Annotated in this window: 11 protein-coding genes; 6 read left to right on the forward strand and 5 right to left on the reverse strand. The window is 52.9% G+C overall.

Features of this window, described 5'->3' with window-relative positions; genetic code table 11:
- Window positions 1-418 precede the first annotated feature (418 nt).
- The gene (locus IG627_RS20095) at window positions 419-784 is read left to right on the forward strand and encodes a hypothetical protein (protein WP_193195006.1); all 366 of its coding nucleotides are present in this window, start codon (window positions 419-421) and stop codon (window positions 782-784) included.
- Between the two features lie 121 nt (window positions 785-905).
- Here the strand turns inward: IG627_RS20095 and IG627_RS20100 are convergent, their stop codons facing one another.
- The 5 genes from IG627_RS20100 to IG627_RS20120 all read right to left on the reverse strand — a co-directional run bounded on the left by IG627_RS20100 (window position 906) and on the right by IG627_RS20120 (window position 7,034).
- A complete protein-coding gene (locus IG627_RS20100; protein WP_193195008.1) occupies window positions 906-2,195 on the reverse strand; it encodes an AlbA family DNA-binding domain-containing protein in 1,290 nt (429 codons plus the stop codon).
- Between the two features lie 121 nt (window positions 2,196-2,316).
- On the reverse strand, window positions 2,317-3,681 hold the full coding sequence (locus IG627_RS20105) for an AAA family ATPase (RefSeq protein WP_193195010.1): 1,365 nt from the start codon (window positions 3,679-3,681) through the stop codon (window positions 2,317-2,319).
- Complete coding sequence (locus IG627_RS20110; RefSeq protein ID WP_193195012.1) at window positions 3,668-4,648, reverse strand: reverse transcriptase domain-containing protein; 981 nt, start codon at window positions 4,646-4,648, stop codon at window positions 3,668-3,670. The genes IG627_RS20105 and IG627_RS20110 overlap by 14 nt, the downstream gene beginning before the upstream one ends.
- A gap of 832 nt (window positions 4,649-5,480) precedes the next feature.
- The gene (locus IG627_RS20115) at window positions 5,481-6,593 is read right to left on the reverse strand and encodes an alpha/beta fold hydrolase (protein WP_193195014.1); all 1,113 of its coding nucleotides are present in this window, start codon (window positions 6,591-6,593) and stop codon (window positions 5,481-5,483) included.
- Window positions 6,594-6,695: 102 nt separating this feature from the next.
- On the reverse strand, window positions 6,696-7,034 hold the full coding sequence (locus tag IG627_RS20120; RefSeq protein WP_193195016.1) for a DUF4287 domain-containing protein: 339 nt from the start codon (window positions 7,032-7,034) through the stop codon (window positions 6,696-6,698).
- 432 nt (window positions 7,035-7,466) lie between these two features.
- On the opposite strand from IG627_RS20120, the gene IG627_RS20125 reads away from it, so the two are divergent.
- The 5 genes from IG627_RS20125 to vioD all read left to right on the forward strand — a co-directional run bounded on the left by IG627_RS20125 (window position 7,467) and on the right by vioD (window position 14,838).
- Complete coding sequence (locus IG627_RS20125; RefSeq protein ID WP_193195018.1) at window positions 7,467-8,159, forward strand: alpha/beta hydrolase; 693 nt, start codon at window positions 7,467-7,469, stop codon at window positions 8,157-8,159.
- Window positions 8,160-8,225: 66 nt separating this feature from the next.
- Complete coding sequence (locus IG627_RS20130; RefSeq protein WP_193195020.1) at window positions 8,226-8,972, forward strand: flavodoxin family protein; 747 nt, start codon at window positions 8,226-8,228, stop codon at window positions 8,970-8,972.
- Between the two features lie 312 nt (window positions 8,973-9,284).
- The gene (locus IG627_RS20135) at window positions 9,285-10,964 is read left to right on the forward strand and encodes a VRR-NUC domain-containing protein (RefSeq protein ID WP_193195022.1); all 1,680 of its coding nucleotides are present in this window, start codon (window positions 9,285-9,287) and stop codon (window positions 10,962-10,964) included.
- Complete coding sequence (locus tag IG627_RS20140) at window positions 10,961-13,441, forward strand: ATP-dependent DNA helicase (protein ID WP_319024623.1); 2,481 nt, start codon at window positions 10,961-10,963, stop codon at window positions 13,439-13,441. The genes IG627_RS20135 and IG627_RS20140 overlap by 4 nt, the downstream gene beginning before the upstream one ends.
- Window positions 13,442-13,722: 281 nt before the next feature.
- Window positions 13,723-14,838, forward strand: coding sequence for a capreomycidine synthase (gene vioD / locus IG627_RS20145; protein ID WP_193195024.1), 1,116 nt, complete (start codon window positions 13,723-13,725; stop codon window positions 14,836-14,838).
- Window positions 14,839-15,171: the final 333 nt, after the last annotated feature.

Genomic DNA, 15,171 nt, shown 5'->3' on the forward strand with positions numbered 1-15,171 from the left:
GCTTGCGCAGCCGGCTACCGTGCAGCGCCTGCTTGCGCTCGATCGCGTCGACCACCTTGATGGCCCGCTCTTCGATCAGCTGGAAATGCAGTTGTAGGGATTCGTCGAGCACCTGATCAGGTGCCTTGATATCGGCTATCGGCATGGCCCGCCCCCGGGTGTAATGGTCTGTAATCAGAAAATCGTTTTTATTTGGGTGCGGTTCAGGTGCCGCGCCCATAATTGTTCGGGCCCAAAACAGACCCGGGCGAACCCGGGCCAAAGCCCATTACTTAGGAGCGGCTAGACTACTTCGGGTGACCCGAACTACTCAATATGGCCCGAAGTACGTAAAACGGCAGGATTGGCGATATTTTGGGATAATTGCCCAAAAGCTGATCAGAATTAGAACAAAATCGAATAAACGGATTTTGCGCCCATGTACAAAACAATGCTGCTGTACGAGCAGATCAAAAAAGTAACAGATTGGTCGGATTACAAGCTGGCGCAGGAGCTGGAGGTCAGCCAGACCACCGTCATAGACTGGAAGAAAAAGCGGTATGTAATGAACGACCGCGCCGGACAAATTGCCGCTGAATTACTGGGAATTCCGGAGAAATTGGTCCTGCTCTCCCTGGCGGCGGAGCGGGCAATGAACGAGCTGTCAGGCCCGTATTTAGCGGAGGCAGCGGAATCGGCGATCAAAGCCGAAGAGAAGGCAAAAAAGCCAGCGGCGGGCAGAAGCGCAAAACAACCGGCAGCGGTCGCAAAAAGTGACAGAATGCCGTTTCAGGTTCTGCCGTAAGTCCTTGTATTCGTTAGAGTTATAGGCAAAAAAATAACTTACTTAACTCTATATTATGCGAACTGGCCCAGGGGGGGGTATCAAGAAACCTCATCGATTGGATGCCCTCACTATACAGATGCTAGTATTCGTACTCGTGAATTCCTTCTTGTGGTTTCTCCCTTTCATCAGCAGCGGTCATCTTCGCACTCGTTGCTCCACGCCTAACAAAGCCCTGTTTCGTATCAAGATAATAATTAACGCTTTTAGATCGTGAAACATCTACTTCGACGATGTACTTATCACCTATTTCTACCGCGCCGATATCAACGCATTGACCATCCCTAAGCTTTTCATTCAATCTCTTTTTGATCGCTTTAATATACAAATCTAAAGCTACGTTAACTGGCGTCTGGTAACACTGCCGCACACTTTGACCAACACCCTCAATGACACCATCGTCACTTACACCGATCAGTAATTTTCCTCCCGCCGCATTAGAAAATGCACACACGGTGCGTTCAACTTGCTCCGCTTTCGTATTTTTCTCATCCGACAAATTTATATAGGACTTAAATTCACAGGTGTGATTTTCGCCATTTTCAATTAAGTTAATATACTTAGCCCACTTCGGACCACCAATTTCTTTTTCACTGTGTGCAAAGTAGCAATGAGAAGCTGAGATAAAGTCAATCACTTCATTTTTCTTGTTGATCAACCATAAATCTGAGGTTTCTACATCCATTTTTCCAGATGGGTGTGCTTGACCCTTTTTTATTGTTACAAGCTCAGAATTTGAAAGTTGTCCAACAAGCATTAAGTCTGGGTTATCCGTATCAATTCTAATCTGCTCACTCTGAAGGATAATGCGGGCTCGCTTATCTTCAACATCTATCGAGAGTGATCCATTATCCGCGTCGCGTTCACCGTGGTAACGGCCCAAATTAAGAAACTCTTTAATATATAGGCGCGCAGATGGTCGGTATGGCAAACCATAACCGATTAGAGGAGCATTCAGAAAAAATGTGTCCCTGGCCAAACTAACGGAGAAACGCCGAATTGGAAACGTCCCACTTGACCAATAACTAGGAACAATATACTCAGTGCAGGCTAGATTTCTGGTTTTACTTGAATCCATAGGCGAGTATTCGCTTCCAAGATCCTCCCCTATATTGTCTATGGCATCAATGACTTGGTTAACATCGAGATTTTGAATAGGTTCCTTAATAAAAGAAAAATCAGAATAGATTTCTTTAGAGCCTGTACCGCCTCTACCCAACAAACAATTCCCAATCAAAAATTTCCATTTCCCCTCATGATTCCTTGCATATACCACTTCCAATAAAGCAAACACCTCATCACCATCTGAGAATTCTGATACCTTTCTGGACAATTCTTCTATAGTAATATTGTGGTTAATCTGGGTTTTCATAGAAAGCTTTTCAATTGCCTGGATTTGTTGTTTCGTGCCTGATAGGCGCGAGATTCTAGGGAATACGCTAATTTACCGACCGAGCCCAAAAATCAAGTTGATAGTAGGCTAGTTAAGTCTTTCACCTCTTTCCTCCCTCAAAAGTAAGGAAATCGCTTATCTTCTGAACCAGTTCACGCACTTTTTTCGGTTCAGAATCAACGATCAGGCCATATAACCTCGCTTTGTTGATATTTTGGTCAACAGTTAAATACTTCCAATACGCCTTTGATGCCTTTTTAACATTAGTCGACTCAGTATAAGTCGGAAGATCAACATCCGGCAGCACACTGTCCCTATTATCAAAAATATAAACTTCAATATCATTTACCGGCGAGCAAAGAATGAGTGTCGGGCCGTCGTAATCTGCCCTTAACTGAGGGAACACATCGCCATCAACAATGCATATTACATTTTCTGAACTTAGAAAAATCTGATCTCTATCGTTTTTCTCCACTAATTTCTGAAGTTGATTTGCTCCATTTACCCCGATTGTCGTATGCTGATAATAATGTGATACCGGAAAAACTTTAAGCAAGTACTCGACAAAGCCCTCCAGTACTTCATCTTCAGTCAGGAAATATCGGTCATAGCCTTTAAAGCCAAATAAATCTGATTTCACGTATCCAAAAGAATACTGCTCCAGCTTTATTGTTCCGCTACATTCTTCAAGATAATACAACCCTCCATCATCCACGGTACTCATAAATTCCAGGGAGTGTGATACAAGTATAATCCGTGCATCGTACACTTGAAGTAACGGCCTAAGCGCTGAATAAAGGTTAGCTTGAGCAACCGCATCGAGAGCCACATCAACCTCGTCTATTAGAATCAATTTAGCACCGGAAGTCACCAGACGATATAACTGTATCAGGAAGTATTCACCAGAACTAAAATGGTCTTCACGAATGTAATAATCATTTCCCTTGAGTATGAAATAATATGTATTGCCCTTGATTCTGGCTTGCTTAAGATCGTCAAATTTGCGCGAAGAATAAACTTCGGACAAAAACCGGATTAAACCATCTGCGTTTTTATAGTCAGAGGATGCAATACTTATCTTCAGCTCAGAATCAAGCCCAGCTATGGTAGAAAAACGACTGAAGCGATCCCCGAATGGGATAGGCAGCTCAGAAAACAAATCTCTCTCATCAGGCAGGCCATCCTTAGTGTCTAATGCCTTAAGTCTCCCATTATAAGTAAATGTAAACTTAGAGTAGCCGTCCAATTCTATCTCAACCAGGCTTCCCTCTCTTAAGGCAAAATCTCCCGAAAAACGCCCAAAAATATTGGGATCTCGCGGCAATTTAAATGCTTTTATAATTGTCGTCTTACCAACACCATTTCTACCAGTTAAAACGATGATACTTGATCCGGGGTATTCAAACCTCACATCAAGATGAGTGACATTTTTCACATTGCGAATCGAGATTTTATCGGTTGTCACTCCACTTGTCCTCCATGAGCGTGCGTACAACCAAAACCCCATATTTTTTCTGGAGTTTTTCTATATATACGGGATCGCATGAGCGTGCGTAATGTAGCAGGCCAAATAGAGAACGCTCTTTATCAGAGAGAGAGCGACCTTTATCGGAGTATGACCTATCTAAAAGATCATTAAACTTATCCTTATCCGTAGTATAAAAATGCAATAAACTTTCTATAGAGCGTTTGTATTTTGTATCGATAGTCACTCGCCCATCAGGCGTGATGACAAGCCCCAAGATTTTGACTTTATTGCCAATATGAGTGACTCTTGTTTTCTCATTATTGAGACATAGAGCAGGAGATGCGTGTAAATGCAAATACTTTTGTACCTGTTCACGCAAGTCGGTCAGAGCATCTTTTGCCATGCCTGAAATAATGATGTCATCAGAGTAGCGAGTATATGTAAGGTTGTGTTTCGCACAGTAATCTTGCAAAGCATTGTCAAATTCAAACAAAAACCCGTTACTGAGCTTCGGCGAAGTAGGAAAACCTACAGGCAGCGATCCTCCCCAGGTAGTCAGTTGAGAAAATCGATCAATATACCGATCAAAGTCTGCTATGGGAATCTGACTCTTATCTCGCTCAAGCACCCGCCTAACGTCAAGTTCCTTAATATTAGGAAAAAAGGATTTAATATCAGATAGGAAGAACGCTCGCTTACCCGCATGAGCCTGTACAGCGGTCAATGCACTTTTCTCTCTGATATAGGAGTGCACCACATCACTATTGTGGGTTAGGTGGCGCAATATAACCTTGTCAATAAAACGCAAATAACCTTTAAATTTATCGGAGGTTCGATAAACCTTCCTCTCTTTGATCAGGAACTCGTCTATCTCATCGGATATTTGAAACGAGCAGAACTCAGCGAAGCTGTCTTTGTTGTGAAATACAGCATTAAATGCCTGCTCTAAGCTTCGGCGACTCACGCTAACCCCTTGATTTGAATGAAGATTGACGAACTAGATCATTTGCCCTCCAGCATGCAACGACCACCCTACAAAGGCAAGCGTTGTCTTCTGTCTTACATTAAGCAAAGAGGGAAGGTAGATAAGGTAAGAAGATAATCAGTAACAAGACAAACGAAGAGGATTGGAGTTGGGAGCTGGAGGAGTAAGTAAGTATCTATGGCTTGTGACTTCTACCATTTATACCTATATCCTTTTTCAACCACCCACCCCACCAGAGGTGGGGCAGTTGGAAGAAATCACCTTGATGGCTTCTAGGGACCAGCTTATCGACTGGAGATACTCCTAGTCACTGGTTTTACAATTGTAGCTCTTCTAGTCATCAAACGTCAAAACACCACCTCAGGTAAAAAAACCGTTAAATATCAAAGAGTTGGGTTTGACACCAAGCCGTCACCCTCACCTGCTTAACTTTGACGCTCCCTGTGACCCGCCAAATATCCAGACGGCTACGCAGTCGTTCTCTGGGATTTGTTCGCCCCTCCAATATGCTGTATAACCATACAGTTTTTTGACAGCGGCGTGAGAGATTCCCATTACACCGCTCAAGACATCATCACAACGGAAGCGCATTCGAGCCAAGCCCTAGATCTCTATACCTATCAACAAGCGGTAGCACATGGCCGCCCCGATTGAAGTGCACCGGATTATTACCTGACCAACTTTCGCGCCCTGGTCGATTTTGTTGTGACCCGCTACGAGGTGTCACGCTCCAGTCCCAGGGATCTTTCGATACGGAACGAACACCCGCGATGGGTTTAACCTTGGACGAGGCTTCCCGGTCATTGGCGCATTATTCGCGCCCGGTATCACCGGTGTTGTGAGCGATGGGGAGAACCTCGTTCACCAGAGACACAAGCGTTTTACCCGGCTCCTCTACCATCAACTCATGCGCGGAATGCTCAAACCAGATAAGCTTCTTTGCCGGCGCCTTCACCTTCTCGAACCACTCAGCCGTAACGGCCGATGATACATTTCTGTCATGCCGCCCGAGAAACAGGAACAGGGGTGTTTTAAGTTCAATGATATGACTGAGGTCCGTTGTCAGCACCGCTGAAAGCAGGTGGCGAACGGAATACTCCTGCGCTTCCCACACCAGGCGCAGGTCCTTGTCTGAGTAGACAGGTGACAGCGCCACGGCCGCACCTTCAAATCCCGCATGGGGGCGATTGTGGGCGGCGCCACCGAAATGGTTGAGCCATTTGCGCTGGGTCATGACATGCTCGATCGGAATGTGTCCATCATCTACTCCGTAAGGGGCAATGGCCTGAAGCTCGGCGACCGCCTCCTTGCTATTCGCGGCGACGGCGCGATCCATGGTCCAGCGCCATCCGCGCCGTTCGCTTTCGGGCGCATCGACGCCCTGGGCAACGCCGATATAGGCATGCAGCCATTCGGGATGCCTATCCGCAAGAGAGAGCCCCAACAGGCTGCCCCAGCTGTGTCCCAGCACAAGAACCTTCTCCCTGTCGAATCTCTGCCGCGCCCACTGGACTATCTCGTCCACGTCGCGGTGCATACGTTCCACGGTCATGGTCGGAGCGATGGCTTCCGAATCATTCACCGCATAGGTTTTGCCGGCACTGCGCTGATCCCACTGGATAACTGTGAAGTATTCTTCCCAGCCCTGGGCGAACCACCAGCTCGTCGGCATGGCAACCCAGCCAGGTCCGCCATGAAGCACAAGGAGCACGGGGTTGCGCGGGTTGTGCGAACGGATAGATACATATTGGTCTATGCCGCCGATGCGCACTTTTTCGGTTCTCTGGACGCCCTCCTCCGTGACTATCTCCCGCAGGCCGGCGATGATCTTCACTGCGTCGGCCCGACTCGCGGGGCCGGGCGACGCTTCGGCAGCGGCTGCTGAAGCAAGGCTCAGCAATAACAGAGTGAACAGAAATCTCATCGGGCTAATTCCATGTTGATGCGTTGGGTTTTTTTCGTCCGTTCAGAGTGGGATTATACGATGCAAGGAGCCGTGAGGAACGGCGGTGGCTATAGACCTGGGCTATTCACTCCCCTGCTCCACCACAATGGGAGGATCGCTTGTCTCATCGTCAGGTCGGCCGGTTGGCATACCATCCAACCAGAGAGTGTCCGACTCGTCGCGATGGACGCCGTCGCTGCCAACGTGCTTAGCGTCGATCTTGGGCCCCTTCTTGATCACATGGACCAGGGCCATGGCGTGGCCTCGCCCAAGATCATAATCAGCCTTAAGCCACGCGATGATGGTTCCGGCCTTGGTGTCTGGGCTGTCGTAGCCCTTCTCCTTCACCAGATTGATGAACTGCCTCGGGGTGAGACCGGTCTTGGTTTCGATGTTGTCCAGATATGCCTGAAACGACATGCTGTGCTCCCTTCAGTTAGAGATTTATCCAATGGTTATCGTGTCTGATTGCGAGCGCAACCAGACGCAGCCCAATTCCACCGCTTCTTCGCGGCGGCCTTCGAAAAACAGCTAGGGTTGGACCGGAATGGGGCCACCTCAAGTGATTGAACGGCTATAGAATCGCGCCGGTACCCCCCTTAGTCGGTTAGGGGCGGCCAAATTCGACATGGGAGAAATTATTATTTACCACTAGGAAAACGCCAAAAATCACCCGATTCCGGAAAACCGGACAATCGGCTACTAGTATCCTGTGGGGCCATCCCTGTCAGGGAGATACAGAAAACAATGGCGCCGATGCTATAGCTTCAGACCGGCAGGGAAGTGTCTCGCACTGATGGTCGATTCCGACAACTCCGCCAACATTTTTAGTCGAATTGAAGGCAATTCCTTATGAGCAAGAAACCGAATATCGTACTGGTGCATGGAGCCTGGGGAGACGGTTCCCACTGGCGCCATGTTATCCCCAGGCTTCACGCCGACGGTTACGCCGTGCGTGCCGTGCAGAATCCACTGACATCACTGGCCGACGATATAGACCGCACCAGCAAGCTGGTGGCCGCGCTGGACGGCCCGACCCTGCTGGTTGGCCACTCCTACGGGGGAATGGTCATAACTGAGGCGGGTCATCTACCCAATGTCGTCGGGCTCGTCTATGTGGCGGCATTTGCGCCCGACGAGGGCGAGAACCCCGGCGGCATCTTCGGGATGCGGGAAGCTCCTCCCGGCGCGGCGATCATTCGTCCCGATGACAACGGATTCCTGTGGCTGGATCCGGAGCAGTTCCATGAAAATTTTTGCCAGGATGTAGACGAAACCGAAGCACTGGTGATGTCCTTGAGTCAGAACCCAATCGCCGCCCGCTGTTTCGAAGACAAATCCGGAGTGCCGGCCTGGAAGGAAAAGCCGAGCTGGTACCAGATATCGGCGAATGACCGCATGATTCCACCGGAGACTGAGCGTTGGTTTGCGGAGAGGATGAAACCGCAGAAAACAGTCACACTGGAAGCGGGGCATGCCTCCATGGCTTCACATGCCGACGATATCATCGCGCTGGTTGAGGAGGCGGCGGCTGCTGTCCAGTGAGGCTGCGTCATTTCACATCAATGAGTTTGAATAGGACCTACGCGATTCATCACAGGGAGACGGTCGATGGAACTGAGTAAAAAACAGCTGGAACAATGCGCGTCCAGCCGGTGGGATTCTTCGGACCTGAAAGCCCTCTTCCTGAACTGCACCCTAAAACCCACACCGGAGCTGTCACATACCGAGGGGCTGATAGATATCTCCCGCTCAATCATGGAGAAAAACGGCGTTTCGGTCAAAATCCTGCGCCCGGTGGACCACGATATTGCGTTTGGTGTTTATCCGAATATGACCGAGCACGGCTGGGACAGCGACGAATGGCCGGATATTTACCAGTCGGTCAAGGAAGCAGATATCCTGGTGGTCACCACGCCGATCTGGCTGGGAGACAAGTCATCGGTCTGCACACAGACGATCGAGCGGTTGTACGCCAATTCTTCGGATCTCAACGATCAAGGGCAATACGCCTATTATGGTCGCGTCGGCGGCTGCCTGGTGACCGGCAATGAGGACGGGGCCAAGCACTGCGCGATGAATATCCTCTATTCGTTGCAGCACCTGGGTTACGTAATTCCGCCACAGGCCGATGCGGCATGGCTGGGAGAGGCGGGTCCCGGCCCATCCTACCGTGATCCCGGCTCCGGTGGACCGGAGAACGACTTTACCAACCGCAACACCACCTTCATGACCTGGAACCTGATGCACCTGGCGCGCTTGATCAAGGGCGCCGGAGGGATACCGGCGCATGGAAATCAGCGCTCCGAGTGGGATGCCGGATGTCGGCCTGACTTTCCGAACCCGGATTACCGTTAACAGCTGCGGCAAACGAGAATGAGGCTGCCATCCCAGCCATCCTTAACAACATCAACGGAGTCGGTGACCCTGGCGTCTGTGCATATCGAACTGCTAGGGAAACGCCAAATCAGGCGGGCGCAGGTTTCGTAATCATTTCAGTTAGCGTGCAACTCACTCCTCGAGTTTGTTCACTTCTCCAATATGCTGTATAAAAATACAGACCCCTGGCGGCGGTAAGGATTCCTATCACCGCCGTTAAAAAAATCATCACGGCAGAAGCCCTTTCGAGCTGAGCCCAGTACGACAACCGCGATCAGCAAGCTGTAGAACATGACCGCCCCCGTTGAACTCGAACCGGATTACTACCTGACCAACTTTCAAAAACTGGTCCAGTTTGTGGTATCCCGCTATGAAGCTCTGCTTTCGACGGAAGAACTGCGGTTTTACCGAACTTTTCAGCAGCTGGACATCAACAGCCGGCGACTCTATGTGCGGCTCCTGTCCCGCAAGGGCGTGCCCTCCTCTGCCGGCCCCCTGTTCAGGCTGGACAAGCTGACCTACACGGAGATAGAGAACCTGCCCGGAGCCACGCGAAGACTGGCCGATGCCGGTTTACTGCAGCGCAATCCCCCGTTGCCTCTACAGGAGTGGCTGCCACTGTTCAGCAAGGCTGAACTCCTCGACCGCAGCCCCAGGCCCCTGCCCCGCACCCCGAAACGTGCAGAGCTGGTATCCGCGCTCCTTTCCGGGGACACAAACCCCGCGGCGCTGCGGGAAGCGATAGTGGCCGATGTACCGCTGCTGTCACTGCAGGCGGCAGAGCATTTCAACACCTTCAGATTGTGTTTCTTCGGCAACCTGAACCAGGATCTCACCGACTATGTACTACGCGACCTGGGGCTCTACCGCTACGAGAATTACCCGCTGGATCGACAGCAACTGCCATTCCAGAGCCGGGAGCAGATTGAGCAGCACTTGCGCTATTACAAATGCCTGGAGCAGCTGGATGGCACATTGGAGGCCGGTCCCGATGCCATCGAGTCGCTGTGTGCGCAGTTGCCTCCGGGTATCGAAGGCGATGCCACACTGCACCGCCGCCTGGAACGCCTGCGCCTGACCCTGGCCCGACAGCTGGAGCGACTCGAAGATTTCGAAGGTGCCGAGCGGCTGTACCGGCGCTGTACACGGCCGCCCGCTCGGGAGCGCCGCGCGCGTATTGCGGTCAGGCTCGGCGATATCGACACCGGGCTGGCCCTGTGTCGGGAGATACTCGCTGCACCCTACGATGAAGCCGAACGGGTGTTCGCGGAGAATTTCGGCTACCGCACAGCGAAGAAAGTGGGATGTCTCGCTGAATGGCAGGTACCGGCGCGCTATCGGCCGCCAACTCATACCGTGGTACTGCCAAGGGCTACCGAGCGCGTTGAGCTGCTGGCAGCAGCCTGGCTGGAGAAATCCGGGAACGCGGGGGGCGATCGCTGCTTCTACGTTGAAAACAGCCTGATCAACGGCGTGCTGGGGCTCTATATCTGGGACATACTGTTCGCCCCGGTAGCCGGGGCATTCTGCAATCCCTTCCAGATCGCCCCCAGCGACTTCCGTACCTCCGATTTCTATCCGCAGCGCCGCACGGCTTTCGAGCAGCGCCTGGCCGAGCTCGATGACGGGCAGTGGGCGCAGCGTGTGTGGCGAACCTATCGCGGGAAATGGGGTATCGCCAATCCACTGGTGGCCTGGGAGGCGTTGCCGGAAAGCCTATTGGAACTGGCGCTCGCCCGTATTCCGGCCATCCACTGGCGGCCACTGTTCAGTCGCCTGTTAGCTGATATCGCCCACCACCGCAGCGGCCTGCCGGACCTGGTCCTTTTTCCGGCCGGGGGCGGCTATGAGCTGGTGGAAGTGAAGGGACCCGGCGACCGATTGCAGCAGAACCAGCTGCGCTGGATGGCATTTTTCGATCGCCACGACATCCCCCACCGGGTACTGCACGTGACCTGGCAGCCGTCGTGAACGAGCGCGAACGAAACAGTACACCGGTCGCGAGTGACAGTTCGACCCTGTCGCTATCGATCGGGGCCCTGGTTGCCTTTGCCTGCCGCAGCGGTGACCTGCTGGGTAATGCTCCTTCCGGGCCCTCGGCCCAGGAAGGGATTCGCGCGCACCAAAAGCTGCAGAAAAAACGCCCGCCCGGCAGCGAAGCCGAGTATCGCCTCGAAGTGCACTGCCTTTGTGAAGAGCAATCCGTAACACTCAGCGGCCGAGTGGACATACTGCACCCGCAGGCGGACCTCCACCGGCCGGCACAACTGGATGAAATAAAGACCACCTACTGTCCGCCGGAGAGATTGCCGGAATCGCTGCGCCAGCTGCACTGGGCGCAGCTGAAAATGTACGGTTACTGTTACCTACTGCAGCAGCGCGGCGGTGACTCCTGGTCAACTGCCAACGACGAGCGCGTCGCACTGCAAATGCTCTGGCACAACCTCAAGGAGAAAAAAACCTACCCGGAGCTGCGCGAATTCAGCAGACCGGAACTGGAATCCTTTGCCAAGGCAGCACTGTCGCAGTATCTGCAATGGCATCGCAACTGGCAGCAACACCGCGCACAGGTGCGTGACTCAGCCCGCGCCCTGTCATTCCCCTTCCCCGAGTATCGCCCCGGGCAGCGCCAGCTGGCGGTGGCGGCCTACCGCTGCCTGCGCGACGGCGGCGAACTGCTGGTCGAAGCCCCCACCGGTATCGGCAAAACCGTCAGTACCCTCTTCCCCGCCATCAAGGCGCTGGCTGAAGAAAAGGTCGAACAGCTGGTATACCTGACTGCGAAAAACTCCGGCCGCCAGGTGGTGCGGGAAACCCTGTCGAGGCTGCACGACTCAGGACTGAAACTCTCACTGCTGGAAATCCAGGCTCGCGACAAGACCTGCGCCTGCAGCCTGGGACTGTGTAGCCGCGATGCGGACGGCATCTGCCCGCGCACACAGGGCTTTTTTGATCGCCTGCCGGAAGCGCGGCGGCAACTGCTGGGCGAACCGCTGCTGACACCGGACGTGATAGCCGTGGTGGCAGACCGGCTGCAGTTGTGCCCCTTCGAGCTGTCGCTGCAGATGTTGCCCTGGGTTGATCTGGTGGTGTGCGATTTCAATTATGTATTCGATCCCCTGGTCCGCTTGACTGCCCTGCAGGATCAGGGGGTGTGCCGGGCGCTGCTGGTGGACGAGGCCCACAATCTCAGTGACCGCGCGCGGTCCATGTATACGGCGCTCCTGAATCGCGCAGACAGCCGTCGCGCCGCTGCCGCCTGCAAAGGCTCGCACCCGGCGCTGCAGCGCAGCATCCAGTCTCTGGTGCGGGCGCTGGGGAACTGGGTGGTTCAGCTTCGGGAGCGCAAGACTCCTCAGAAGAGTAGCAGTGAGAATACCGATCTCTGGGTCGCTACCCTGTCTGACACCGAGCGCCCGCCCGAAGCCATCACCCGCGCCGCCCTCAAAGTTGTGGCAGCGGTCACCCAGTTGTGGGAACAATCGCAGGCGCCACCGGAATCGATCGGCGACTGGTTGAAAGCGCTCTACCGCTATCTGTGTATCGAACAGCTGGCGTCACAGGATCATCGCTGCCTGACCCGCGCGGAAACCCGCGATACCCACTGGCGGGAACAGCAGTTGAAGCTACTCTGCCTGAACGCGGCCCATTTTCTGCAGCAGTGTTTCCGGCAATTTCACGCCGTGATCGCCTTTTCGGCCACGCTGCGCCCCGCGGCCTACATCTATGGCCAGCTGGGCCTGCAGGCACAGACACCCTACCTGCAGTTGCCGTCGCCATTTCGCCTGGAGCAATTGGGCGTTTATCTCTGTCCCTATGTGGATACCCGCTACCGGGCCAGGCACAGAGCAAGCGATGCCCTGGTGGATATGGTGGCCCGTGTGTATCACAGCCGCCCGGGAAATTACCTGGTGTTCTTTCCCTCCTACCAGTTCCTGCGACAGGTAGCGAAGCGCTTTGCAGAGCGCTTTGCGGAAATTCCGCTGCTTCAGCAGCAACCCGGTGCCGACGACAGCGAGCGCGCCGCATTTCTTGAACACTTCAGCGAGGGGCGCCGGAGCCTCGGCTTTGCGATAATGGGCGGCGTCTTCGGCGAGGGTGTGGATTATGTTGGCGAACAGCTGGTGGGCGCCATCCTGGTGGGTGTGGGGTTGCCGCAGATGAACGAGGAACAGGAGCTGTTGCGGCAGGCCTTTGACAATGCAGGTAATAGTTCGGCCGGCGACGGCTTCGATATCGCCTATCGCTACCCCGGAATGACCCGGGTTCTGCAGACCGCCGGCCGGGTAATTCGCACTGAGTCGGATCGTGGCGTGGTGATCCTGGCCGACTACCGTTTTGCCGATCCCTTTTACCGCGCCCTCCACCCGCAGCACTGGCAGCTGCACACCTGCCGCAGTGGCGAGGCGCTGTCGCGTGAACTCAATCACTTCTGGGGAACTGAGTAAGTAGACCCACGTTTTGCCCCAACGGCCTTCCGTCGCGGACCCGATCACAGTTGCTGCCACATTAAGTATGCAACTTGTATTCACTATGCCACTACACACTACCGTATCCTCATCGCTGATCAAATGGCACAGATGTGGATAAAAACATCTTGGTCGACGGCTCAAGGTGGCACAAATTAGGCCCTCAGTAACCTGGACATTCTGAACCAGGTTGACCATCCTGACCGATACACTATCCAGGACACCGACACGGCTCAATAACGCCCGAAATGGAGATCACTATGCGTAAATTGCCAAAAGCTGCGCTCGAGCACTGGATGCGAGAATTCTACTTCGACACTCCGATCGATCTCGGCAGTAGCGGAGTCTATACATATAGTTTCCGCGACCTCCGCAAGTTAGCTGGTGTCAGCGACACAGACCTTGACAATATTGTTTTTGATGACAGCCCAACCAGAGGATGCTTGGCGCTGCGACAAGCCATTGCCGATCAGTTCGGAGACGGGGACCCGGATCGAGTGATGACGGCGAACGGGTCAAATGAGGTTCTCTATCACATCATGAGCTCCTGCCTGTCGCCAGGGGACGAGGTTATAGTCCTTGACCCCTGCTATCACGCCCTCTGCACCGTCGCAGAATCGCTCGGCTGTAATATTCGCCGCTGGCACCTCGATCCATCGGCCGGATTCAAACCCAGATTTGAGGATCTGAATGCGCTGATTGGCCGCGACACCAAGATGGTGGTAGTAAATTTTCCGCATAATCCGACTGGCGCCTCGATCACTGCAGAACAACAGCAGAGTCTGCTGGACATCGTCTCAGCAGTTGGTGCCTATCTTGTGTGGGATGCCGCCTTTAATGACCTTATAGAAGACGGGCCTCTGCCAAACCCCGCGCTTAACTATGAAAAAGCAATTAGTGTTGGCACTCTTTCGAAATGCTATGGGCTTCCGGGCCTGAGGTTAGGCTGGTGTTTTGCCCCGCCAGAAGTTATCAGGCGGGCAGTGGAACTGAGAGACTACACAACGCTGTATGTGTCCCCCCTGGTTGAGGCCATCGGAGCCAAGGTAATCGTCACCGCACCTACCCTCGCTGCCGAGCGGCGCAGGGTTGCCCTGAGCAACCGGTCCATCTTGGACTCCTGGCTGAAGGAAAACGCGGACAACTTCAAGTGGCCTGAAACATTCGGCGGAGTGACCTGCTTTGCCAGCCTGAAAGGTATTGAAGACACCGAGAGATTTTGCCGGAGTCTGGCCAAAGAACATGGCGTCATGCTGGTTCCTGGACTTTGTTTTGGTCATCCAGATCTCATTAGACTGGGTTTTGGCTGCACCGAGGCAGAGCTTGTAGCCGGGCTACATCGAATATCCGCACATATGGCAGAAGCATATCTTTAGTCTCTTCTCGGCCAGGAGCTCCTCGAATCGGGTGTGCGAATGAATTGATATCACAGCAACCACTCCCGCAGTGAAATATTCCGCTTCCTGTGCTACGGCGACCACTACAGTCAAAAATTTTCTATTATTCTTGATACCTCTATAAGCGCTAAAGTGTCTAAAACCCAGTTCCAGAAACTTTTTTAACAATCTCTAATGTGCGACCACCTCCTGACACATTGAGATTCCGTTAATTTTTATGTTATTAACTCGGCAATGGAATATTACGCTACAATGCGGGAATGAATAAAGAAGATTCTCGCAAATTACCCTCAGCGGCTCAGGCAGAAAAAC

This window comes from Microbulbifer taiwanensis (genome assembly GCF_014904815.1).
GTDB classification, from domain to species: Bacteria; Pseudomonadota; Gammaproteobacteria; order Pseudomonadales; family Cellvibrionaceae; genus Microbulbifer; species Microbulbifer taiwanensis.

What these genes read in the sequence shown, in the direction of transcription:
- IG627_RS20095 (WP_193195006.1), top strand. Translation starts at nt 419, where the DNA reads ATGTACAAAACAATGCTGCTGTACGAGCAGATCAAAAAAGTAACAGAT.
- IG627_RS20100 (WP_193195008.1), bottom strand. Translation starts at nt 2,195, where the DNA reads ATGAAAACCCAGATTAACCACAATATTACTATAGAAGAATTGTCCAGA.
- IG627_RS20115 (WP_193195014.1), bottom strand. Translation starts at nt 6,593, where the DNA reads ATGAGATTTCTGTTCACTCTGTTATTGCTGAGCCTTGCTTCAGCAGCC.
- IG627_RS20120 (WP_193195016.1), bottom strand. Translation starts at nt 7,034, where the DNA reads ATGTCGTTTCAGGCATATCTGGACAACATCGAAACCAAGACCGGTCTC.
- IG627_RS20125 (WP_193195018.1), top strand. Translation starts at nt 7,467, where the DNA reads ATGAGCAAGAAACCGAATATCGTACTGGTGCATGGAGCCTGGGGAGAC.
- IG627_RS20130 (WP_193195020.1), top strand. Translation starts at nt 8,226, where the DNA reads ATGGAACTGAGTAAAAAACAGCTGGAACAATGCGCGTCCAGCCGGTGG.
- IG627_RS20135 (WP_193195022.1), top strand. Translation starts at nt 9,285, where the DNA reads ATGACCGCCCCCGTTGAACTCGAACCGGATTACTACCTGACCAACTTT.
- vioD (WP_193195024.1), top strand. Translation starts at nt 13,723, where the DNA reads ATGCGTAAATTGCCAAAAGCTGCGCTCGAGCACTGGATGCGAGAATTC.